The organism is Nonomuraea candida (assembly GCF_000725485.1).
Classification (GTDB): domain Bacteria; phylum Actinomycetota; class Actinomycetes; order Streptosporangiales; family Streptosporangiaceae; genus Nonomuraea; species Nonomuraea candida.
In genome coordinates this window covers 140,276-161,231 of sequence record NZ_KL647031.1, presented here as the reverse complement: position 1 = coordinate 161,231, position 20,956 = coordinate 140,276, and the positions used below count along the sequence as shown (strand labels likewise).

Annotated in this window: 22 protein-coding genes; 9 read left to right on the top strand and 13 right to left on the bottom strand. The window is 73.8% G+C overall.

The genetic code is table 11. The annotated features are described in order from the left end of the window. Positions 1 to 17: 17 nt before the first annotated feature. Positions 18 to 935 (bottom strand): lactonase family protein, encoded by a 918-nt coding sequence (locus tag IO39_RS44670; protein ID WP_052424185.1) that lies wholly within the window; start codon positions 933 to 935, stop codon positions 18 to 20. Between the two features lie 94 nt (positions 936 to 1,029). Between IO39_RS44670 and IO39_RS44665 the strand changes: the two genes are divergently transcribed. Then, positions 1,030 to 1,878: a bifunctional helix-turn-helix transcriptional regulator/GNAT family N-acetyltransferase gene (locus IO39_RS44665; protein ID WP_245642623.1), complete on the top strand. Its 849-nt coding sequence runs from the start codon at positions 1,030 to 1,032 to the stop codon at positions 1,876 to 1,878. On the opposite strand, the gene IO39_RS44660 is transcribed toward IO39_RS44665, so the two are convergent. Next, on the bottom strand, positions 1,847 to 4,048 hold the full coding sequence (locus tag IO39_RS44660) for an MMPL family transporter (protein WP_052424183.1): 2,202 nt from the start codon (positions 4,046 to 4,048) through the stop codon (positions 1,847 to 1,849). The genes IO39_RS44665 and IO39_RS44660 overlap by 32 nt on opposite strands. 168 nt (positions 4,049 to 4,216) lie before the next feature. On the opposite strand from IO39_RS44660, the gene IO39_RS44655 reads away from it, so the two are divergent. Then, a complete protein-coding gene (locus IO39_RS44655) occupies positions 4,217 to 4,810 on the top strand; it encodes a TetR/AcrR family transcriptional regulator (protein ID WP_043638447.1) in 594 nt (197 codons plus the stop codon). A 96-nt stretch (positions 4,811 to 4,906) separates the two neighbouring features. Here IO39_RS44655 and IO39_RS44650 read toward each other — a convergent pair whose 3' ends face one another. After that, positions 4,907 to 5,929 (bottom strand): alkaline phosphatase PhoX, encoded by a 1,023-nt coding sequence (locus tag IO39_RS44650; protein WP_043638446.1) that lies wholly within the window; start codon positions 5,927 to 5,929, stop codon positions 4,907 to 4,909. A 375-nt stretch (positions 5,930 to 6,304) separates the two neighbouring features. Beyond that, positions 6,305 to 6,772 carry a Dps family protein gene (locus IO39_RS44645; RefSeq protein WP_043638443.1) on the bottom strand — a complete coding sequence of 156 codons (468 nt, stop codon included), beginning with the start codon at positions 6,770 to 6,772 and terminating at the stop codon, positions 6,305 to 6,307. A 139-nt stretch (positions 6,773 to 6,911) separates the two neighbouring features. Between IO39_RS44645 and IO39_RS58545 the strand changes: the two genes are divergently transcribed. Both IO39_RS58545 and IO39_RS44635 read left to right on the top strand, forming a co-directional pair. After that, on the top strand, positions 6,912 to 7,769 hold the full coding sequence (locus IO39_RS58545) for a helix-turn-helix domain-containing protein (RefSeq protein ID WP_245642622.1): 858 nt from the start codon (positions 6,912 to 6,914) through the stop codon (positions 7,767 to 7,769). Continuing rightward, positions 7,766 to 10,312 (top strand): VIT domain-containing protein, encoded by a 2,547-nt coding sequence (locus IO39_RS44635; protein WP_084774586.1) that lies wholly within the window; start codon positions 7,766 to 7,768, stop codon positions 10,310 to 10,312. The genes IO39_RS58545 and IO39_RS44635 overlap by 4 nt, the downstream gene beginning before the upstream one ends. A 33-nt stretch (positions 10,313 to 10,345) precedes the next feature. On the opposite strand, the gene IO39_RS44630 is transcribed toward IO39_RS44635, so the two are convergent. Continuing rightward, the gene (locus IO39_RS44630) at positions 10,346 to 10,609 is read right to left on the bottom strand and encodes a YciI family protein (RefSeq protein ID WP_043638440.1); all 264 of its coding nucleotides are present in this window, start codon (positions 10,607 to 10,609) and stop codon (positions 10,346 to 10,348) included. Positions 10,610 to 10,682: 73 nt separating this feature from the next. Here IO39_RS44630 and IO39_RS44625 point away from each other — a divergent pair, with 73 nt between their 5' ends. After that, positions 10,683 to 11,357 (top strand): Crp/Fnr family transcriptional regulator, encoded by a 675-nt coding sequence (locus tag IO39_RS44625; RefSeq protein ID WP_052424182.1) that lies wholly within the window; start codon positions 10,683 to 10,685, stop codon positions 11,355 to 11,357. 183 nt (positions 11,358 to 11,540) lie between these two features. Continuing rightward, positions 11,541 to 12,407, top strand: a complete 867-nt coding sequence (gene mmuM / locus IO39_RS44620) for a homocysteine S-methyltransferase (RefSeq protein WP_043638439.1) — start codon at positions 11,541 to 11,543, stop codon at positions 12,405 to 12,407. A gap of 210 nt (positions 12,408 to 12,617) precedes the next feature. On the opposite strand, the gene IO39_RS44615 is transcribed toward mmuM, so the two are convergent. Then, the gene (locus IO39_RS44615) at positions 12,618 to 13,043 is read right to left on the bottom strand and encodes a DoxX family protein (protein WP_043638434.1); all 426 of its coding nucleotides are present in this window, start codon (positions 13,041 to 13,043) and stop codon (positions 12,618 to 12,620) included. Positions 13,044 to 13,127: 84 nt separating this feature from the next. Here IO39_RS44615 and IO39_RS44610 point away from each other — a divergent pair, with 84 nt between their 5' ends. Beyond that, the gene (locus IO39_RS44610; protein ID WP_043638432.1) at positions 13,128 to 13,589 is read left to right on the top strand and encodes a MarR family winged helix-turn-helix transcriptional regulator; all 462 of its coding nucleotides are present in this window, start codon (positions 13,128 to 13,130) and stop codon (positions 13,587 to 13,589) included. 52 nt (positions 13,590 to 13,641) lie between these two features. On the opposite strand, the gene IO39_RS44605 is transcribed toward IO39_RS44610, so the two are convergent. Then, a complete protein-coding gene (locus tag IO39_RS44605; protein ID WP_043638431.1) occupies positions 13,642 to 14,343 on the bottom strand; it encodes a lysophospholipid acyltransferase family protein in 702 nt (233 codons plus the stop codon). A gap of 186 nt (positions 14,344 to 14,529) precedes the next feature. Between IO39_RS44605 and IO39_RS44600 the strand changes: the two genes are divergently transcribed. Both IO39_RS44600 and IO39_RS44595 read left to right on the top strand, forming a co-directional pair. Next, positions 14,530 to 15,288 (top strand): alpha/beta hydrolase, encoded by a 759-nt coding sequence (locus tag IO39_RS44600; protein WP_043638428.1) that lies wholly within the window; start codon positions 14,530 to 14,532, stop codon positions 15,286 to 15,288. A 46-nt stretch (positions 15,289 to 15,334) separates the two neighbouring features. Further along, positions 15,335 to 15,829 (top strand): hypothetical protein, encoded by a 495-nt coding sequence (locus IO39_RS44595; protein ID WP_043638426.1) that lies wholly within the window; start codon positions 15,335 to 15,337, stop codon positions 15,827 to 15,829. A gap of 124 nt (positions 15,830 to 15,953) precedes the next feature. Here IO39_RS44595 and IO39_RS44590 read toward each other — a convergent pair whose 3' ends face one another. From IO39_RS44590 to IO39_RS44565, 6 genes are read right to left on the bottom strand one after another with little or no spacing between them, the layout of a single operon-like run. Then, complete coding sequence (locus tag IO39_RS44590; protein WP_052424181.1) at positions 15,954 to 17,063, bottom strand: hypothetical protein; 1,110 nt, start codon at positions 17,061 to 17,063, stop codon at positions 15,954 to 15,956. A 37-nt stretch (positions 17,064 to 17,100) separates the two neighbouring features. Continuing rightward, entirely contained in the window at positions 17,101 to 17,796 is a 696-nt protein-coding gene (locus IO39_RS44585; RefSeq protein ID WP_043638424.1) for an endonuclease/exonuclease/phosphatase family protein, read from the bottom strand. A 9-nt stretch (positions 17,797 to 17,805) separates the two neighbouring features. After that, complete coding sequence (locus IO39_RS44580; RefSeq protein WP_043638422.1) at positions 17,806 to 18,738, bottom strand: ROK family glucokinase; 933 nt, start codon at positions 18,736 to 18,738, stop codon at positions 17,806 to 17,808. A 13-nt stretch (positions 18,739 to 18,751) separates the two neighbouring features. Further along, positions 18,752 to 19,210, bottom strand: coding sequence for a DUF5304 family protein (locus tag IO39_RS44575; protein ID WP_043638419.1), 459 nt, complete (start codon positions 19,208 to 19,210; stop codon positions 18,752 to 18,754). A 40-nt stretch (positions 19,211 to 19,250) separates the two neighbouring features. Then, on the bottom strand, positions 19,251 to 20,474 hold the full coding sequence (locus IO39_RS44570) for an ArsA family ATPase (RefSeq protein ID WP_043638416.1): 1,224 nt from the start codon (positions 20,472 to 20,474) through the stop codon (positions 19,251 to 19,253). Between the two features lies 1 nt (position 20,475). Further along, the gene (locus IO39_RS44565) at positions 20,476 to 20,913 is read right to left on the bottom strand and encodes an SRPBCC family protein (protein WP_043638414.1); all 438 of its coding nucleotides are present in this window, start codon (positions 20,911 to 20,913) and stop codon (positions 20,476 to 20,478) included. Positions 20,914 to 20,956 lie beyond the last annotated feature (43 nt).

The window sequence follows — 20,956 nt, the reverse complement described above, 5'->3', positions numbered from 1 at the left end:
GCGACTTGGCGAACTCCTTAGGAGATCAGCACGCAGGCCGGGCTTTCCACGCCGTACGCCTCCCCGGCCGGCTCCGGCACGCCGTCGCGCAGCACGAAGCGGGTGACGTCGCCCGAGTGCTGGTTGGCCACGTACAGGTCGTCGCCGTCGATGGCGAAGTGCCTGGGCCACGCGCCGCCGGAGGGCACCTCGGCCACCGGGGAGAGGTCGCCGGCGCGCAGCACCGCGATGGTGTCGGGGCCGCGGTTGGCGACGTAGACCAGGTCGCCCTCCAGGTGCAGGTGGGAGGGGGCGGTCCTGGCGGCGTGCCGGGTGGCGGGGGCGACGGTGCGGCGCTCGCCCTCGATGAGGGTGACGGTGCCGTCCAGCTCGCCCGCGACGTACAGGCGGTCGCCGGAGAAGGCGAAGTGGCGCGGGCCGGTGCCGGGATGCATGGTGATCGGCTCCAGCGGGGTGCCGTCGAGGTGGTAGCGGCGGATCTCGTCGGTGCCGAGGTCGGAGACGTGCAGCAGGCCGTCGTGGAAGACCGCCTGGTGCGCGTGCGGCCCCTCCTGGCGCTCGGGGTCGGGGCCCGAGCCCTGGTGGCGCAGCACGATCGGCTCGCCGGTGAACGCGCCCCGCTCGTCGAGCCGGTAGAGGGTGGCGGTGCCGTCGCCGTAGTTGGCGGCGGCGAGCAGGCCGCCGTCGGGGGACACCGCGACGTGGCAGGGGCTGCTGCCCTCGCTCGGCCGCTCGTCGAGGGGGGCGAGCTCGTCCCGCCCGGCGTCGTACGCGGTGAGCCAGCCGCGTTCGAGCTCGCCCACGGCGTACAGGACCGGCAGCGAGGGGTGGGCGGCCAGGAACGAGGCGGCCGCCAGCCTGGTGAGGACCCGTCCTTCCGGGCCGCCGATGGTGACGATGCCCGGGCCGTATCCGCCTATGCGCACGTGCTTCACAGCGGAGATCCTCCTATGGTTGACTGTGGCAATGAGTTCGTTGACAGAGGCAAGAGTCTCTGAGGTCAGAGCCTTCAACCGGTTCTATACGAAGGTGATCGGCGCGCTCCAGGCGGGCATGCTCGACTCGCCGTACTCGCTGACCGAGGTGCGGGTGCTGTTCGAGCTGGCGCAGACCGGGCTGATGGAGACCGGCGAGCTGCGCGGCCTGCTCGGCCTGGACGCCGGCTACCTCAGCCGCATCCTGGCCCGCTTCGAGGGCGACGGGCTGGTCAGGCGCGAGCGTTCGGCGTCCGACGCGCGCAAGCAGCTCGTCCGGCTCGCCCCCGCCGGGGCCGAGGTCTTCGCGGCGCTCGACCGGCGCTCGGCCGACGAGATCGGCCGCCTGCTGACCGGCCTGACGGAGGAGGAGCAGGGGCGGCTGGTCGCGAGCATGGCCACGATCAGGCGGCTGCTGGACGGATCGCGGGAGCGCGCGCCGTACGTGATCAGGCCCCCGCGCACCGGCGACCTGGGCTGGGTCGTCTACCGGCACGGCGTGCTCTACAGCGCCGAATACGGCTGGGGCACCGAGTTCGAGCAGCTCGTCGCCGGGATCGTGGCCGAGCTCGACTTCACCCGCGACGCCGGCTGGATCGCCGAGGTGGCCGGCGAGCGGGCCGGCTGCGTGTTCTACGTGCGGCAGGACGAGACGACGGCCAAGCTGCGGATGCTGCTGGTCGAGCCGTCCGCCCGGGGCCTGGGCCTCGGGCGGCGGCTGGTGGAGGAGTGCCTGCGGCACGCGCGGGCGGAGGGCTGCAAGCGGATCATGTTGTGGACCCGCGACTGCCTGGTGAGCGCGCGGCGCATCTACCAGGCGGCCGGGTTCGAGCTGGAGTCGGAGGAGAAGGGCATGGAGAACGGCGTCGCGGTCACCGAGCAGGTGTGGTCGCGCGACCTGTAGGCGCGCCCCGGTGGGGCCACCAGTTGAGCGGTCCCGCCAGCCGCATCAGGCTCGGCACCAGCACGGCCCTGATCACGGTGGCGTCCACCAGCACGGCCACCGCCATGCCGACGCCCAGCATCTGCACGAACGTCACCGACGCCGTGGCGTAGGCGGCGAACGTGAGCGCCAGGATGCCGCCCGCGGCGGTGATCAGCGGGGCGCCGCGCTGCAGGCCCGCGGCCACGGCCGCCTCCGTGTCGCCGGTCCTGTCGTACTCCTCCTTGATCCGGGAGAGCAGGAAGACCTCGTAGTCCATCGACAGTCCGTAGGCGACGCAGAGCATCAGGATCGGGATGGACGGGTCGAGCGTGCCCGTCGGGGTGAAGCCGAGCAGGCCCGACAGGTTGCCGTCCTGGAAGATCCAGACGATGGCGCCGAACATCACGCCGAGGCTGAGCACGTTCAGGAGGGTCGCCTTGATCGGGATGACCACGCTCCGCGTCATGAGGAACAGCACGGCGAACGTCACCACCAGCATGAGCGCCAGCAGCAGCGGCAGGCGGTCCACGACGGAGGCCCGGTAGTCCGACAGCTCGGCCGGATAGCCCCCGACCAGCACCTCGAAGGGCGGCGGCACCGTGCGCACGGCCTCGACGAGGCGTACGGGGTCGTCGGCCAGCGCCGCGGCGGACGGCACCACCGACAGCCACGTGCCCTGCCCCTGGAACCTGGCCGGCTCGCCGTCGCCCACGCGCGCGCCCCCGGCGAAGGAGCCGGCGGCCGAGTCCACCTGCGCGACGCCGGGCAGCCGGGACAGGGCCGTGGCGTACGCCGCGACGCCTTCCGGGGAGCCCGTGTCCCTGGAGACGAGCTGGATGGCGTCGGTCTCCTCGGCGGGGAAGGACTGGCGGATGACCTCCTGCGTCTGCCGCGAGGACGCCTCCGGGGGCAGGATGCGATCGTCGGCCACGCCGAAGCGCAGGCCGAGGAAGGGCGAGGCGAGCACCAGCAGCAGCACCGTGGCCAGCCCGCCGGTCAGCAGCGGCCGGCGCATCACGCGGGTGGCCAGGCCGTGCCAGAAGCCGTCGGCCCGCTCGGGCCGCTCCCTCTTGGGCAGCAGGGCGCCGCCGATGGTGGCGAGCACGGCGGGCAGCACGATCACGGCCGCGACCAGGCCGCCCGCGACGACCGCGATGCCGGCGTAGGCGAAGGAGCGCAGGAAGTCGAAGGGCAGCGCGAACAGCACGGCCAGGGAGGAGGCCACGGTCAGGCCGCTGAACAGCACGGTCCTGCCTGCGTGCTCGACGGCCCCGGCGACCGCGGCGGCCCGGTCGGCGCCGCCCCTGACCTCCTCGCGGAAGCGCTGGATGACGAACAGGCAGTAGTCGATGCCCAGGCCCAGGCCCATGGCCAGGGTCAGGTTGAGGGCGAAGGTCGAGATCTCGGTGAACAGCAGGACGCCGCTGAGCAGGGCCAGGCCGACCACCATGGCGTACACGCCGGCCAGGATCGGCACCAGGGCCGCCATCGCGCGCCGCTGGTAGAGCCAGAGCAGCACGAACGCCAGCGGGAAGATCACCAGCTCGGCGCGGACGAAGTCCTGCCTGGCCAGCGGCACGGTCTCCCTGAAGACCTCCTCCCCTCCCCCGGCCCGCACCTGGAGCAGGTCGTCGCCCTTGGTGATCTCGGGGACGAGCCCGGGCAGCACCCGGGCGCGCACGTGGTCGGCGTCGCCCGGGATGCGCACGACGATCAGCGCGTGCCTGCCGTCGTCGCTACGCAGGGTGGCGGGCTTGCCCCGGGTCCAGTAGGAGGCCGACTCCGCGACGCCCTCCGCGCGGGCGACGCGCTCGGTCAGCGCCCGGCCCGCGGCCTCGACGGCCGGGTCGTCCACGGTGCCGGTCCGCGCCGTCACCAGGAAGATCATGTCGGGGCTGCCCGTGCCGAACCGCGCGGCCAGCTCGGCCTGCGCGCGGTCCGACTCCGAGCCCGGCGCCTCGAACCTGGCCAGCGACAGCCCCGACGCCGCCCCCGCCGCCAGCACGCCGGCGGCGACCAGCAGGGCCAGGGCCAGCGAGAGGACGAGCCTGCGGCGGCGTACGAGGAGGAAGCCGAGCCTGCGCAGGGGCGGGCCCGCGGCGGCGCGATCGGGGCGGGGGCGGGGACGGGTCGCCTGGGGAGCCGTCATCGGGCGGGCCCCATGGCGTCGGCCAGGCGTGCGACCTTCGTGCGGCGGAGGTCGCGGACGGTGGCGGGCACAGATCTCATGGGTCTCCCGGAAACTCGGTAAACTGCTCGCGTTTGGTTCCGGAACAGAAATACAAGTAAATGCTCGCATTTGTCAACGAGGAGACCCATGGCTGAACGCACGGTCCGTCGGCAGGCGCGCGGCCTGAAGCGCATGGCCGAGATCCTCGACGCCGCCGAGCTGGTCATCGCCGAGGTCGGCTACCCGGAGATGACCACGAACCAGGTCGCCGCGCGGGCGGGGGTGTCGCCGGGGTCGCTCTACCAGTTCTTCAGGAACAAGGAGGAGATCCTCGACGGGCTGGTGGCCCGCTACACCGTCGACCGGCAGGAGTTCTGGGCCGCGCGGCTGGCCGCCGTCACGCCGGAGATCCCGATCGAGGCGCTGGTGGGGCAGCTCGTGGACGAGAGCGTGCGGTTCAAGAGCACCTCGCCGGCGTACTGGTCGCTGCTGTACGGCACCGCCACCGGCGACCGGCTCGCCGCGGCCTCGCAGCGGCTGCACGAGGACATCGCGGGGCACATCGCGGACCTGCTGCGGCGCCGCTCCCCCGACCTGACGGAGGAGCGCGCCCGGCTCATGGGCACCATGGTGCTGGCCATGGTCAAGGCGGTGATGCCGATGATCACCACGTCGGCGCCCGAGCGGTCGGCCGAGCTGGTGGACGAGCTCAAGCACCTGCTCGTGCGCTACCTGAGCTGACCCGCCCGCCGTCCACGGCGCCGGCGGCTCGGGCGCGGAAGAGCCCGCCCGCCGTCGCGGCGCCGGCGGCTCAGGCGCGCCGGCAGCTCAGGCGCGTCAGGTGCGGAAGGGGCCCGCGACCTCGAACGTGTGGCCCTCGGTGCGGCCGCGCCTGGCCGAGAAGTAGAGCCGCCCGCCGTCGGGCGAGAACGCCAGCCCGGTCAGCTCCGCCCCGTCGTGCCCTTCGAGGCGCAGGAACGGCGTTACCGCCCGGTCGGGCGCGATGACGTCGATCTCCGGGCGCTCCCTGGCGACGTAGAGGTCGCCGGAGGGGGCGGCGGTGATGGCGCGCACGCCCTCGCAGAGCCGGTCGAGGGTGGAGGTCTGCGCGTCGTAGGCCCACAGGCGGGTGTCGCCCTTGGTGGTGAAGTAGCACACCCCGCCGGCGTAGTGGCAGCCGTCGCCGCCGTCGAAGTGGCGCGCGTCCTCGACCTGGTGGCGGGCCTCCTTGAGCAGGGCCGCCGGCGAGGGCACCGCCCGCCAGTCGCCCGACGCGCACAGGACCTCCAGCGTGCCCTCCGTCAGGTCGCCCCAGTCGCCCGGCCGGAACCGGTAGAAGCACCCGTCGGGCTCGTCCTCGGTCATGTAGATCACGCGCCGCTCGGGGTCGCAGGCGGCGGCCTCGTGCTTGAACCGCCCCATGGCCAGGCGGGGACGCGCGGCGCGGGCGCCGTAGGGGTCGCACTCGAAGACGCGCCCCCGGTGGCCGAGCTCGCACGACAGCCACGTGTGCCACGGGGTGGCGCCGCCCGCGCAGTTGAGATCGGTGCCCGACAGGATGCGGTAGGCGTCGGCCACGCTGCCGTCGGCGCGGAAGCGCAGCGCCGAGGCCCCTCCGAGCAGGGGCAGCTCGGAGTTGGACACGTAGATCCAGCCGTCACCGTCGGGAAAGCAGGCGCCGCCGTCGGGCGCGGCGTGCCAGGTCAGCCCGGCCACCTTGTGGCCGGAACGGGCCACGACCCGGCCGGCGAACCCCGGGGGCAACGCCAGGCCGCCGGGATCGGGCAGGCCGAGCGGACCGTACGGGCTGACGCCGCCCGGCACGAGCGGGCCCGTGCGGAGGAGAGTCTTGCGCGACATCGTGGGGCCTCCCTCTAGGTGCCACGCTAGTCGACCGCACCGACATGAATGGCAGGGACTCGCGAGATCAAACTCTGCGCAAACCTCGCGTCCCGGTTCTCCGGCGGGGCGCGTACGTCACGGATCGTGATCCGTCCGGGGCCCGCGTCTCACCGGCCCCGGCGCCGCCGTGACCCTGCGTGACGATCCGACGCGCTCCTCCCCCGCCTCGCCGGCGCGTCGAACTGAGGAGCGGTGACAGCACCGTAGCGGAGACGGACACCTCCCGCCCGGCGCGCGCCCCCGCCGCCGCCCCGGACAGGCGAAAGCCCGGGCCGTCCGCCCGGGCTCTCCGCGTTCGACGCCTCGGCGCCGGCCGCAGTGCGGCCGGTCGGCTCAGCGCTGAGCCTGGAACATCCAGTGCTGCTTGTCGATGTCCTGCGTCACGGCGATCAGCAGGTCCTGGCTGACGGGGTCGGCCTCGTCGGTGGCCTGGATGCGCTCGTACATCCGCTTGCTGATGCCGCTGAGGATGTCGGTGATGGTCGCCACGACCTTGCCGTCCTCCAACCAGCCGCTCTCCGGCTGCTGGAGCTTGGTGGAGCGGGCGACCGTGGTGGAGCGGCCGTCCGGGTTGGCCCCGAGGGCCACGGCGCGCTCGGCGATGGTGTCCATGTGGGTTCTGGCCAGCTCGGTGAGCTCGTCGAGCTGGAGGTGGATGGGGCGGAAGTGGGACCCGACGAGATTCCAGTGCGCCTGCTTGGCGACCAGCGAGAGATCGATGAGATCGACCAGGGTGCCCTGGAGGGCCTCCGCGACGGTGTTCTTGGCATCGCCCGAAAGCGGGCCGGTGATCGTAGCCATGTGTATTTCCTCCCCGTCGGTCGGACTTTACACATTTACCAACACATTTCGGGCGCCGGATCTTCCGAGCTCCACCGTGATCCGGCGGCCGATTCCGCCGTTGTTGACAGTGTAATGATGACAGTGTCACTGTGGGCTTATGAGCGACACCTGGACCATCGGCGAGCTGGCCGAGCACGCGGCGCGGGCCCTGCGCGCCGGCGCGCCCCCGCCTGCCAGCGGGCGGGTCCGCGAGGTGCCGGGAGAGCGCCTGATCAGGTGGTACACGACCATCGGCCTGCTCGACCCGCCCCTGACCAGGCGCGGCAGGGTGGCCCGGTACGGGCGGCGGCACCTGCTCCAGCTCGTCGCCGTGAAACGCCTCCAGGCGGCCGGGCACTCGATCGCCGAGATCCAGGCGGCACTGGCCGGAGCCACGGACCGCACGCTGGAAACGGCGGCCCGCCTGCCCGGCCAGTCCCTCCCGGACGCACTTCATCCGCAGGTTGTCGCGAGCGAGCCTCACCCACGGCCCGCCACGGACGGGCCTCGCCCGCCCGCCGCCGTCCCGCCTCGACCGCCCCTGATGCCCGCTGCCCGCGCCGGCGTGAGCGGTGACGCGATGGCCGGGGGCGGTGACCGTGCCGGGCGGCGGGACGACGGGCGCGGCGGCGAGCCCGGGCGCGGGCGGTTCTGGGCCGAGCGGCCGGGTAGCGGACGCGTGGCGGAGAGCGCCGCGGCAGGAACCGCGGGACCGCCCGGGGTGGCAGAGACCGCCGGGACAGGGACCGCCGAAACAGGGACCGCCGGGACGGACACCGCCGGGACAGGGAACGGCGGGGTGCAGGGAGCCGGGTCCCGGGGTGTGGCCGGGGGTGTGGTCGTGGGGGTCAGGCTGGGTGACGGGGTGCGGGTCGTGCTGGACGCGGGCCGGGTCCCGTCCGAGGAGGACGTGCAGGCGGTGCTGGCGGCGGCGGGGCCGCTGCTCGCGGTGCTCGAAGAGAGGAAGCTGATATGAGGATCACTTCGCTGGAGCCCGCGCGGTGCCTGCCGGTGCCGGACGCCGGGTTCGGCGCGCTGCTGACCGAGCGCGGCAACCTGCCGCTGGAGAGCGTGGACGTGACCGCGGACATCACGGGGCTGATCGCCGGGGTGGAGGTCACGCAGGGGTTCAGGAACCCGTTCGACGTCACGCTGGAGGCCACGTACGTCTTCCCGCTGCCCGACAGGGCGGCCGTGACGGGGTTCCGGATGGAGGCCGACGACCGGGTGGTCGAAGGCGTGCTGAAGGAGCGCGGCCAGGCCAGGGCCGACTACGACCGGGCGCTGCGCGAGGGCAGGCGGGCCGCGATCGCCGAGGAGGACCGGCCCGACGTGTTCACGATCAGGGTGGGCAACCTCCTGCCCGGCGAGCGCGTCGCGGTGCGGCTGACCATGAGCCAGCCGCTGCCGTACGAGGACGGCGCGGCCACGTTCAGGTTCCCGCTGGTCGTGGCGCCGCGCTACATCCCGGGCAGCCCGATCGACGGGCCGCCGGCCGGTGACGGCGCCGCGCCCGACACCGACGCCGTGCCCGACGCCTCCAGGATCAGCCCGCCGGTCCTGCTGCCGGGCTTCCCCAACCCGGTGCGCCTCTCGCTGGCCGCCACCGTGGACGCCGCCGGCCTGGAGCTGCGCGAGCTGGCCTCCAGCCTCCACGTGGTGGAGGAAGAGCCCCCCGCCGAAGACCCCGGGGGGCGTACGGTGCGGTTGCGGCCCGGCGAGCGGCTCGACCGCGACTTCGTGCTGCGGCTGTCGTACGACGCCTCGACGGCGCTGCAGCTCGACGGCCGGGACACGTTCGCGCTGACCGTGCTGCCGCCCGCGCTGGAGGGCGCCCGCACCCCGCGCGACCTGGTGCTGCTGCTCGACCGCTCGGGCAGCATGAGCGGCTGGAAGATGGTCTGCGCCCGCCGGGCCGCCGCGCGCATCGTGGACACGCTGACGGCGCAGGACAGGCTCGCGGTGCTGACGTTCGACTCGGTCGTGGAGGAGGCGTTCGAGGGGCTGGTGGAGGCGTCCGACCGCCACCGTTACCGCGCGGTCGAGCACCTGTCCCGGGTGGACGCCCGCGGCGGCACCGAGCTGCTCGAACCGCTGCGCCGGGCCATCGCCCTGCTCGGCGGCCGGACGGACGGCCGGGAGCGGGTCGTGGTGCTGGTCACCGACGGGCAGGTGGGCAACGAGGACCAGATCCTGGAGCAGGCCGGCGGCGCGCTGTCGGCCATGCGGGTGCACACGGTCGGCATCGACAGGGCCGTGAACGCCGGGTTCCTGGGCCGCCTGGCCGGGCTGGGCGCGGGCCGGTGCGAGCTGGTCGAGTCGGAGGACCGGCTCGACGCCGCGATGGACCACATCCACCGCAGGATCGGCGCTCCCCTCGTGACCGATCTGTCGCTCAAGGGGCTGGAGGTGGAGCCCGGCACGGTGACGCACCTCGGCTCGATCTTCCCGGGGGTGCCGCTGCGCGCGTACGGGCGCTACCGCGCGGGCTCGTCGGTCACCGTGCGCGGGATCTCGGCGGGCGCGCCGTGGGAGGAGCAGGTGCCCGGCGTGACCGTGGACAACCCGGCCATCCGGGCGGTGTGGGCCCGCGCCCACCTGCGGGAGCTGGAGGACCGGTACGCGATGGGCGAGCACGACCTGGAGGAGCGGATCGTGCGCACGTCGCTGGAGTACGGGGTGTTGTGCCGTTTCACCGCGTACGTGGCGGTGGACACCCGGCAGGTCGCGGGCGAGGGGCCGGAGCACCGGGTGATCCAGCCGGTGGAGCCGCCGAGCGGCTGGGAGCTGCCGCAGGCTCCGCCGATGATGGGCGCGTTCGGGGCCAACGTGATGCTGGCCGCCGGCCCTTCGCCCCGGATGCGGATGCCGGCGCCCGGGCTCGCCTCGGCCGACCTGGACCAGGGGTTCCTGGCCGGCGGGCCGGCTGGCGGGGGTCTCGGCGGCCCCGAGTCGGCGGGCGGGGGTGTCGGCGGCCCCGAGCCGGCGGCTCCGCGACCGCCCGCGCCCGGCGGGCCGTCCCTGCCGGGCGCGCCGGGACGCCCGCCCGTGCCCGGCGGGCCGCCGAGGTCCGTCCCCGGCAGGCGCGGCGCGCCGCCCCACCCGGCCCACCGGCTGGACGCGGTACGGCCCCAGCTCCGCGCCGAGCTCGACCGGCTCACCGCCCTGCCGGCGCCGGACCTGCTCTACCTGGCGGACCTGGGCACCCGGCTGGCGGCCCTGGCGGCGTTCCTGGGCGGGAACCCCGAGCTGGAGGCGCTGGCCAGGGAGCTGGAGGGCGCGGAACGCCCGGGAGCGGACGCGCGGGCGCTGCACGACCGCGCCGTCGCGACCCTGACCGCACTCGCCGGCGACACCCCGCCCGCCCACCCGCACCCGTCCTCGCCCGGCGGCGGCCCATCAGCGCCGGAAGCTGCCCCGGGCGCGCGGCCGGGCTCCCCCGGCGGCGACCCGTCGGCCCCGGACGCGCGGCCGGGCTCTCCGAGCGGTGGGCGGCGGCCGTTCTGGAAGCGCGGCTGATCCGTCCCCGCGCCGTGGAGGAGTGGACGCCGGTCACATGATGGGCGTCCACTCCTTCAGCAGCACGATCTCGCAGCCGTCCACCGCCGTGTACGGATCCTCCCGGAGGATCCCGCGCAGCTCGGCCTCGTCGGCCACCTCATAGACGTGCACCGCCCCGCTGTCGTCCGCCCAGGGCCCGGCGGTCACCAGCAGGCCCCGCTCCTTGAGCCGCCGCAGGTGCTCCCGGTGCGCCGGGCGGGCGGCCAGCCGCCGGGGGTCGCCGTCGAAGGCCAGGTGCACCACGTATTTCGCCATGCCCGGCACGCTAGGGCCCGGCTCGCCGGGCGGTCAGCATCGCCGGGCACGGCGATGGTGTATCACGGGATACATGACTCACGAGCTGGCCGAGCTGCCCATGTTCGGCGGGCTCGGCGCGGAGCGGCTGGCCGCTCTGGCGGCGGCGGCCCGGCGGCGGCGGTACGCGGCCGGGCAGGTGCTGTGCACCGAGGGCGACCCGGCCGACCACCTGATCGTGCTGCTGGCCGGGCGGGTCAAGGCGGCCCGGGTGAGCGCGGAGGGCCGGGAGGTGGTGCTGGCCGTGGAGCAGGCGCCGGTCGCGTTCGACAAGACGGCCCTGCTGGTGGACGGGCCGCACCGGGCCACCCGGACGGCCATGACGGCGGTCGAGGTGGCCTACCTGCCGCGCGCCGCCGTGCTGCAGCTCGTCGACGCGGAGCCGTCCGTGGCGGCGCGGCTGCTGTGCACGCTGGCGGCCACCGTGCGCGACCTCGACGAGCGGCTCCTCGACGCGTCGGTCAGGGACGTGCCGACGCGGGTGGCGGCCTGGCTGGTACGCCGCTGCGCCAGCGGCCGGGTGCCGCTGCACGGCGGCCAGGCGGGGCTGGGGGCCGAGATCGGGGCGACCCGGGTGAGCGTCAACCGGGCGCTGCGCGGGTTCGAGCGCCGGGGCATGATCGAGATCGGGGCCGGCGAGGTGATCGTCCTCGACCGGCCGGCCCTGTCCCGCGCCGCCGCCGTCCCCCCACCCCCGGCGCACCCCTGACCCACCGTCCCCCCACCCCGACACACCCCGACCCGCCATCCCCACACCCCGACCCGCCATCCCCCGACCTTCGGCGCGTCCTGACCCGGAGAAGCCCCTGCCGGGCCTCGGCCCTGGCCCCGGGGCGGGCCTGAGCAGGGGCGACCAGGTCAAAGCGGCCTTCCCTGCCCATACCCTGGAGAAGTGACGACACTTGTCCTGGACGGAGGGCTGGCCACCCGGCTCGAGGAGCTGGGCGCCGACCTGAGCGACGAGCTGTGGTCGGCGCGGCTGCTGCTGGAGGAGCCCGGCCTGATCAGGCGCGCGCACGCGGACTACTTCGCGGCGGGAGCCGACGTGGCCACCACGGCCGGCTATCAGGCGACGCTGCCGGGGTTCGCGCGGCGGGGGCTCGACGCGGAGCGGGCCGAGCGGCTGATCCGGCTGTCGGTCGAGCTGGCGGGGCAGGCCCGCGACGAGGCGGGGCGGGGGCTGGTGGCGGCCTCGGTGGGCCCGTACGGCGCCTATCTGGCCAACGGCGCCGAATACACCGGCGACTACGACCTCGACGAGGACGGCCTGTACACCTGGCACCTGCCGCGCTGGGAGATCCTCGCCGACGCCGGGGCCGACCTGCTGGCCTGCGAGACGATCCCGTCCTACCCGGAGGCGCGGGCGCTGGCCAGGCTGCTGGCGCGCACGCCGGAGGTGAAGGCGTGGGTGAGCTTCTCGTGCCGTGACGGCGAGCGGCTCAACGACGGCACGCCGATCAGCGAGGCGGCCGCGCTGTTCGGGGGCAATCCGCAGGTGGTGGCCGTCGGCGCGAACTGCACCGCGCCGCGCCACATCCCCGGGCTGATCTCGTGCCTGTCCGGCGGGCTGCCCGTGGTGGTCTACCCGAACTCGGGCGAGACGTGGGACGCCGCCGGCCGCCGCTGGCTGGGGCTGGCCGATCCGGTGGAGTTCGGGCGGGCCGCGCGGGAGTGGCAGCGGGCGGGGGCGTCGCTGATCGGCGGCTGCTGCCGTACGACGCCGGAGCACATCAAGCAGATCCGCGCCCACCTGACCTGACCACCCCGGCCCGCATCCACGCCGCCGGCCCGGCCGGCAGACGAGCACCCACCCGACCCCAGCGGGCAGGCCCGCGCCCGCCCGCATCCACGCCGGCCCGCGGCACGGCGGGCCCGCGCACGCATGGTCGTGCAGGCGGGTGCGCGGGGTGCCCGGCCGTGCGGGTGACCGTCACTGCCGGGCACCCGCACCCGGTGGTCAGGACGTGCGTCAGGCGGTCGCGGTGGCCGTGCTGCGGCGGCGGGCCACGACGCCGTCGAGGGCGAGCGCGCCGCCGCCGGTGAAGCCGACGGCCAGGCTGGCCGCCGCCAGCGCCAGGACGAACTCGTAGCCGCCCTCGCCGGTCAGCCCGCTCGGGCCGTGCACGAAGACGATCGCGCCGATCATGTTGAGGGCCAGCAGCGTGCCGACGACCGGCAGCGCCGCGCCCAGGATCAGCGCCAGGCCGCCCACCACCTCCAGCGCGGCGACGGCCGGAGCGGCCACGCCGGCCAGCGGGATGCCGGCGGACTCGAAGAACTTCGTCGTGCCCGCGATACCCATCGTCGCGAACTTCTGGTAGCCGTGCACCAGGAAGATCACCCCGACGGCGATCCGGGCGAGCAGCAAGACGACGGGACGCGCCTGATCGGCCATGTGTGGCCTCCTCGGTAGTTGTTCAGATTTTAACGACAACCCTAGCAGTGTCGGTTCAAATTCGAACGACAGTACACTGATGCGGTGACGGAGCCCCGATGGCTGGACGCGACGGAGATGGCGGCCTGGCGCGCCTTCGTGTCCACCTCTCATCTGCTGGAGCGGCGCATCGAGGAGCAGCTCAAGGCGTCCGCCGGCCTCACGCACCCGCAATACGAGATCCTGGTGCGGCTGTCCGACGCCCCCGGCCGCCAGATGCGCATGACGGAGCTGGCCAGGGGTGTGGTGGTGTCGAAGAGCGCGCTGACCTACCAGATCACCCAGCTGGAGAAGGCCGGGCTGGTGAAACGGGCCAACTGCCCGTCCGACGACCGCGGCGTGCTGGCGGTGCTGACGGAGGCGGGCCTGAGCTGCCTGGAGCGGGTGGCGCCGGGCCACCTGGAGGTCGTGCGCGCCTACCTCATCGACCGGCTCAGCCGGGAGGAGCTGCACACGATGACGAGCGCCATGCTGAAGACGGAGGAGGCCTTACGCTCCTCCGTGTGACCGCCGCCTCCGGCGGACGCACGGAGGTCACCCCCCAGGGCCGCCGCGGTGGCTATCCCTTCGACGCGCGCGCCGCGCGCTCCATCTCGACGCGGGCGCTGGCGGCGTATTTGTCGACGTATTCCTGCCCCGACAGCTCCATCAGCGCGTACATGATCTCGTCGGTCACCGCGCGCAGCACCAGCCGGTCGTCCTCCATGCCGTAGTAGCGGGAGAAGTCGAGCGGCTTGCCGAACCTCACGCCCGGCCGGATGCCCAGCTTGGGCAGCACCCGCCCCGGCGGCATCATCTCGTACGTGTTGATCATCGCCCACGGGATCACCGGCACCCGCGACTCCAGCGCGAGCCGGGCCACGCCGGTCTTGCCCTTGTAGAGCCGCCCGTCGGGCGTGCGGGTGCCCTCGGGGTAGATGCCCAGGATGTTGCCCTCGCGCAGCACCCGCAGCCCGGTGCGCAGCGCGGCCTCGCTGGCCTTGCCGCCCGAGCGGTCGATCGGCACGGTGCCGACCCCGCTGAAGAACAGCCGGGTGAAGAAGCCCTTGACGCCGCGGCCGGTGAAGTAGTCGGCCTTGCCCAGCGAGATGACCTTGCGCCGGATCTGCAGCGGGCCGAAGAAGTGGTCGGCGAAGGACAGGTGGTTGCCGGCCAGGATCGCGGGGCCCTGCTTGGGCACGTTTTCCGCGCCCTCGGTCCACGGTCGGAAGACGAGGTGGAGTATCGGCCCCAAGATGGCCTTGACCACCCAGTAGAACACCCTGGCACCTCTTCCTGCGCACTTCGTCTGCGACCGTTTTCGGCCGACATTGTCAGCGGGCAGAGTCATCTTCCCATCTCGGCGGCCATGCTCCTACACCAGCTCTCGCACAAACACCCCGGAACATGCGACGATCGGGCCGTTCCGGCGGAAATTGCCGGAATGAAACGGCACAGAGGAGCTGTTATGCCGCTCATGCCAGGTGCGGAGCCGTATCACCATCGAGCAGGTCAGATCGGTGTGCTGCTCTGCCATGGATTCACCGGCACGCCGCAGTCGCTGCGGCCGTGGGCCGAATATCTGGCCGGGCACGGGATCAGCGTCTCGCTGCCCCGCCAGCCCGGACACGGCACCAGGTGGCAGGAGATGAACAGGACCCGCTGGGAGGACTGGTACGCCGAGGTCGAGAAGGCGTTCGCGGACCTCCAGGGCCGTTGCACGGAGATGTTCGTGGCGGGGCTGTCGCTGGGCGGCTGCCTGGCGCTGCGGCTGGCCGAGGTGCACGGCCCGGCGATCAGGGGCGTCATGGTGGTCAACCCGTCGATCGCCAACGACGTGCCGCTGCTGAAGCTGGCCCCGCTGCTCAAATGGTTCATCGCGTCGGTGCCCGGCGTCGCCAACGACGTCAAGAAGCCCGGCGTCACCGAGCTGGCCTACACCCGCACCCCGGTCAAGGCCGCGGCCTCGCTGCCGGGGCTGTGGTCGCTGGTGCAGGCCGACCTGGCGAAGGTGACGCAGCCGCTGCTGGTCTTCCACAGCACGGAGGACCACGTGGTGAAGCCGACGAGTGTCGCGATCATTCGCGAGAAGGTCCCGCAGGCCACGATCGAGGAGCTTTCCGATAGCTACCATGTTGCGACGCTTGACAACGATGCCGACAGGATCTTTGCCGGGAGCCTCGACTTCATCCGGACACATGCCTCGGTACCCTTGCAGAGGGACTGATCGCACCCAGGGGGAAGTCGCGATCGCTGCGGAGAGGCCCATCTAGGTGACGCCCCAGAGTGACGAGGACGAGGTCTGGCGGCAGATCGTCGCGTCCTTCAACGACACCGCCGAGCGTGACTCGGCCGACCAGCCATGGCCGGACAGCGAGAACGTCGCCCCCGAGCCGACCCGCCGGGTCGTCAAGCCCTCGGAGGAGGACGACCCGGCCGCCCGGGACGACGCGTTCGCCGGCGACCCGACCGAGCCCGGCGACGTGCTCGACCGGCCGGACACGGAGGACGACGAGGACGAGGGCCACTACGAGCCCCCGCCGCCGCCCCCGCTGCCCAAGCTGGACCTGCCGACCAAGCTGGCCTGGGTGGCGCTGTTCGGCGGCCCCGCCTACCTGCTGGTGGCGGCGATGGCGAGCTGGCACATGGAGGGGTGGGCGCTGTTCACGGCGGTGGCGGCGTTCATCGGCGGGTTCGTGGCGCTGGTGGTGCGCATGGGCGACGGCCCGCCCAACGACTCCGGCTGGGACGACGGCGCGGTCCTGTGAGCATCCCGGGAAGAGGGCCTGCTCCTTCGAGGGCCTCGCGACGGCCATGTGAACCCAAGCGCCCGCGCGGCCCTTCGAGGCTCGGCTGACGGATGGCCGGGCGCGGACCCGGCGGGGCGCGCGGCTATGACTTCGAGGTCGTGGCCCTGGGCGCGAACGACTCGACCACGTCGGTGTAGCGGTCGGCGGTGTCCACCGCGTGCCCGACGGCCCAGACCGTGCTCTTGCCCGCGAGATAGGCCACGGCCTGCAGGCGCACGCTGCTGCGGCCCTTCGTGGCCGCGCCCCTGATCGTCTCGCAGGCGCCCTTCTCGCAGCGCACCATGAACGGCTCCGCCGCCCGCGACGGGTCGTAGCCCGTCATCCAGTAGCGGCCCTTGCCGTCGCCGGTCACGCCGTAGAGCCTGGCCTCCGAGGCCGGCAGCGGCACCTCGCGCCAGCGCTTGCCGTTCCACGCCAGCGCCAGCGGCGCGACGTCGCCGGGGCCGTGATAGACGCCGCCCACCGCCAGCGCCCGCTTGGAGTTGTCGACCTGCACGTCGCGCAGGTAGCCGCCGGGGATCGAGGGCAGCGGCATGGACTTCCACGAGCCGCCCGAGTAGTGCACGATCAGCGGCTGGGTGCCGGTGTCGCCGACGGCGAAGCCGCCCGACACCGCGTAGAGGGCGCCCTTCTCCTTGGTCTCCTGCACCGTCCAGGTGCTGCCCTGGCCGGTGAGGATCAGCCCGTTCTTCTCGCGGCTGCCGACCGCCACGACCTTGCCGGACTTGGCGTCGATGCCGCCCAGCCAGTCGCCCGCCCGCAGCCCCTGCGGCCTGACCCGGTCGAAGCCGCCGGTGTCGCCGTGGGCGAGGTAGGGGACGCCGTCGTGCCCGTCGCCGACGGCCCACACGTCGGACGGCGAGGCGGCGGCCAGGCCGCGCAGGTTGCCCGCCGCCGTGGCGTCGCGGATGCCGATCTCGCTCCACTTGCCGCCGTTCCAGTGGCGGATGGTGCCGCGGTTCTTCCAGACGTCCCAGATCTCCTGCTGACCCACCGCCCACACGTCGTCCTGCGAGAGGGCGAGCACGTCGGAGAGCGAGCCGTCGGCCTGCAGGCGCACGCTCGTCGACTGCTGCCACGCCTCGATCGCGGCGGGACGGGGCTCGGCATGCGCGGCGGGCGTGACCTGCGACCAGGCCACGGACGTCGCCAGGATCAAGGTGAGCGCACGCCGCTGAGAGCGACGGGTCATGAGGAAATGCTACGGGGTCGCGTGCCGGGCTCGCCCGTCAGTGCCCAACTCGCAACTCCGCCACGACGGGCAGATGGTCGCTGGCCCCCGCCAGGTCGGCGATGGGCGCGTCCACTCCCCCGCACGACGCGACCGGCGTCCCGCGCGCGGCGAACACGCCGTCGATGCGCCCCGAGGGCCTGGCGGCGGGGAAGGTCAGCCCGTCGCCCTTGGGCGCCGCGGCGTAGCAGTCGGTCAGCCGCCCGGCCAGGTAGCGCCAGGCCGGCTGGTGCGGGCGCTCGTTGACGTCGCCGCCGAGCACGATCGCCGCGTCGTAGCGGGCCGCCACGCCCTCGATCAGCTCCATCGCCTCGGCGGCGTGGTGCATCCTGGCCGGCCCGTTGAGGTCGAGGTGGAACGAGCCGACGGCCAGCCGCGCCCCCTCGGCCTGCACCACGGCGACCGCCAGCGCGCGGCGTTCCAGCCCGAGGAAGGCGCGCAGCGGGTGGGCGGCGGCGTGCAGCACGCGGACGCGCCGCCCGGCGAGGACGGCCAGCCCGCCGGCCCGGCCCGGCGTCGCCACGGTCAGCCCCGAGGCGGCGGCCAGCGCCGCGCGCCTGGCCCGCCAGCGGACGAACCTGGGCGCCTCCTGCACGCACACCACGTCGGCGCGCGCGGCGGCGATCACCCTGGCCAGCGCGGGCACGCTGTCGCGCAGCCCGTGCAGGTTGTACGTCGCGACCCTGATCGTCACGTGCCGGCTCTAGCGCTGCCTGGCCAGGTCGGCCGCGCCCACCACCCCGGCGGAGGCGCCGAGCTCGGCCAGCTTGATCTCGGCCAGCGGGCGGTGCCCCCGGCCGGTGAGCCGCTCGGCGAAGGTCTGCCTGGTCCGGTCGATGAACAGGTCGGCGGCGCGGGAGACGCCACCGCCGACGATGAAGCAGCCGGGGTCGAGGATGGCGGCCAGATCGGCCATGCCCTGCGCGAGCCAGTCGGCCAGGGCGCGGAAGGCCTCCAGCGAGGCGTCGTCGCCCAGCCGCGCGGCCTCGGTCACCTCCTCGCCCTCAATCTTGCCGCCGGCCAGCTCCAGCAGCGTGCGGGCGCGCTCGGGCCGGGCCGTGGCGATCTCCCTGGCCTCGGCGACGAGGGCCTGGCCGCTGGCGTACTTCTCCCAGCAGCCGACGTTGCCGCAGCCGCACAGCCGGCCGCCGGGCAGGACCTGCATGTGCCCCAGCTCGGCGCCCATGCCCCAGCGGCCCCGGTAGAGCTGCCCGTCGATGACCAGGCCGCCGCCGATGCCGGTGCCGAGCGTCAGGCAGACCACGTGGGACTGCCCCCTGCCCGCGCCGAACCGGGTCTCGCCCCAGGCCATGGCGTTGGCGTCGTTCTCGATCACGACCGGCAGGCCGACCAGGTCGCTGATCTTCTTCTGCAGCGGCTCCTCGCGCCAGGCGAGGTTGGGGGCGAAGCGCACCATCGAGCGGGTCTCGTCCACGAAGCCCGCCGCGCCGACGCCGACGGCCTCGATCGCCCTGCCCTCGGACAGCTCGCGTACGATGTCGGCCACCGTCCCGGCCACCACGTCAGGACGGTCGGCGGCGGTGGGCCTGAGCGTGTGTTCGACGATCCTGCCTTCGTCGTCGACCACGCCGGCGGCCACCTTCGTCCCGCCGATGTCGACACCGATCGTGAGCATGCCCCGTGTCCCCCTATCCCAGATCTATGTGTTCCACGTCGTCGCGGCGCTCACCGCGGTCACGGTCGCGATCACCGTCACGGTCACGGTCGCGGTCGCGGTCGTCGCGCGGCCGGGCGGGGGCGGGCCTGCTCAGCGCGTCCAGCGCGCCGCGGAAGGCGGCGAACAGCTCGCCGCCGGCGGCCATCAGGTGCCCGGTCACGTCGGAGCCCGAGGCGCCCGCCTCGCGCTGCGCCGCGATCGCCCGGCAGACCGGGCAGGCGCGGCAGATGTACTCGTCATGGGGTTCGGACACGGCCTCTTCCCACACGTCCCGCTCCTTGCGTCCGCCGCCGCCGGTGAAGGAGTTGAACACGCTCTTGCCGACCTGGCGGGTGGCCCGCCCCTGGATCGACTCGAACAGCTTGCGCGCCTCGTCGGCCACGGTGCCGATGGGGTCTCTGCCGGGGTCTCTGTCGTGGCTCTCGGTCATCTTGGCCCTCCTGGGTTTGGGTCGCTCATCCATGTTCAACTCATTTGGCGGCGGATTCGCTCCCCGAGCCGAACGGTGATGCGGACCCCGCCCCGGACGGCGCCCCGGGCGGCGCGCCGTCGTCGGCCCGCCAGGTCACGCGGAGCACGCCGTCGCGCAGCGCCGCGCCGCTGATCCTCCTGCGGGCCAGCGCCGCGGGCAGCGCCAGGATCCGGCGGTACGGCCCCGCGGTGACGATGAGCTCGTCCCCCTTGCGGGCCAGGTCGACGTCGTCGCGGTCGGCGCCGGGCAGCGCGAGCGTCAGCTCGTCGGCGCTCATCCGCAGCGGCGGCTCGACCGCGTGGGGGGCGAACGGATCGGACTCCCCGTACATCGCCGCGCCCACCCCGGTCAGGGCGTCCTTGCCGACGGGCTCGCCGGGCAGGTAGGGCACGACGTGGATGGGCAGCGGCGCGAACGACTGCTCCGCCTCGGACAGCAGCCGCGACTGCGCCGCCACCCACTGGGCGCGCCACTCGTCGGCGCCCTCGGCCGGGAAGACCCGGTTGGCGATCACGGCGTCGACGCGGTAGCCGTACAGGCTGAGGGAGGTCAGGGTGCGCCTGGCCTCGGCGAGCACCACGGACTCGGGCGTGAGCACCAGCCGCACGGAGGCGTGGTCGCCGGTGAGCAGCTCGCGCACCTCCATGAGGCCGCGGTGGAAGCGCTCGGCGGCGCTCATGACGTCGTCGCCGGGGGCGCTGACGCCGGCCACGCCGCGCACGAACGGCGCGACCAGCCGCACCACCTTGCGCCCGACCGGCATGAGCCGGCTGACGTGCCAGTCGAGCGCCTCGGGCAGGGCCAGCAGGCGCAGCGTCTCGGCGGTCGGCGCGCAGTCCACCACGATCACGTCCCAGCGGCCCTCGCGGGCGTGCTCGCGCAGCTCCAGCAGGGCGATGACCTCCTCGGCGCCCGGCAGGACCGTGATCTCCTCGGAGGTGATCTCGTCGAGGCCCAGCTCGGCCAGCACTCCCCTGGCGTAGCCCTGCAGCTCGCCCCAGTGGCGCTCCAACGTCTTCTGGGTGTCGACCTGGCGCAGGTGCAGGCCCGGCGCGATCTCGCCGGGCTCGCTCGCGAGCGCGTCGGCCAGCGAGTGCGCGGTGTCGGTGGAGACGATGAGCGTCTTCAGGCCCCGGGCGGCGGCGAGCGTGGCGGTCGCGGCGGCCGCCGTGGTCTTGCCGACGCCGCCCTTGCCGGTGAAGAGCAGGACGCGCGGGCTCAACTCAGCGGCCTTCGACGCGCTTCTTGAGGCCCTTGAGCGCGGTGTCCACGATCACCTTCTCCGCCTTGCGCTTGATCAGGCCGATCATCGGCACGCTGAGATCGACCGTCAGCTCGTACGTCACCTCGGTGCCACTGCCCGCGTCGGCCAGCCGGTAACTCCCCCGCAGCTCGGAGACCATCTTCCCCGGCTCGGCCACCTGCCAGCTCACGCCGTCGTCGCCGTGCCAGGTGTAGCCGAGGGTGTAGGTGTCGCTGATCGGGCCGGCGTCCAGCGTGAAGCGCACCTTGTCGGGCCTGCCGTCGGGGGCGGTGGCGAGCACCTCGGCGCTCTTGACCTGCCCGGCCCATTCCGGATAGGAGGGGAAGTCCGCGATGACCGCCATCACGTCGGCCCGGCCGGCGCCGATGGTGGTGCTCGAAGTGGTGCGATCAGGCATGCGACCACCGTAGTGCACAATCCGCTACTTGCGGCGGACCCCT

Bases quoted from the DNA above. Each gene is read 5' to 3' on its own strand.
- IO39_RS44660 (WP_052424183.1), bottom strand. From the start codon at position 4,048: ATGACGGCTCCCCAGGCGACCCGTCCCCGCCCCCGCCCCGATCGCGCC.
- IO39_RS44655 (WP_043638447.1), top strand. From the start codon at position 4,217: ATGGCTGAACGCACGGTCCGTCGGCAGGCGCGCGGCCTGAAGCGCATG.
- IO39_RS44650 (WP_043638446.1), bottom strand. From the start codon at position 5,929: ATGTCGCGCAAGACTCTCCTCCGCACGGGCCCGCTCGTGCCGGGCGGC.
- IO39_RS44645 (WP_043638443.1), bottom strand. From the start codon at position 6,772: ATGGCTACGATCACCGGCCCGCTTTCGGGCGATGCCAAGAACACCGTC.
- IO39_RS58545 (WP_245642622.1), top strand. From the start codon at position 6,912: ATGAGCGACACCTGGACCATCGGCGAGCTGGCCGAGCACGCGGCGCGG.
- IO39_RS44635 (WP_084774586.1), top strand. From the start codon at position 7,766: ATGAGGATCACTTCGCTGGAGCCCGCGCGGTGCCTGCCGGTGCCGGAC.
- IO39_RS44630 (WP_043638440.1), bottom strand. From the start codon at position 10,609: ATGGCGAAATACGTGGTGCACCTGGCCTTCGACGGCGACCCCCGGCGG.
- IO39_RS44625 (WP_052424182.1), top strand. From the start codon at position 10,683: ATGACTCACGAGCTGGCCGAGCTGCCCATGTTCGGCGGGCTCGGCGCG.
- IO39_RS44615 (WP_043638434.1), bottom strand. From the start codon at position 13,043: ATGGCCGATCAGGCGCGTCCCGTCGTCTTGCTGCTCGCCCGGATCGCC.
- IO39_RS44600 (WP_043638428.1), top strand. From the start codon at position 14,530: ATGCCGCTCATGCCAGGTGCGGAGCCGTATCACCATCGAGCAGGTCAG.
- IO39_RS44590 (WP_052424181.1), bottom strand. From the start codon at position 17,063: ATGACCCGTCGCTCTCAGCGGCGTGCGCTCACCTTGATCCTGGCGACG.
- IO39_RS44580 (WP_043638422.1), bottom strand. From the start codon at position 18,738: ATGCTCACGATCGGTGTCGACATCGGCGGGACGAAGGTGGCCGCCGGC.
- IO39_RS44575 (WP_043638419.1), bottom strand. From the start codon at position 19,210: ATGACCGAGAGCCACGACAGAGACCCCGGCAGAGACCCCATCGGCACC.
- IO39_RS44565 (WP_043638414.1), bottom strand. From the start codon at position 20,913: ATGCCTGATCGCACCACTTCGAGCACCACCATCGGCGCCGGCCGGGCC.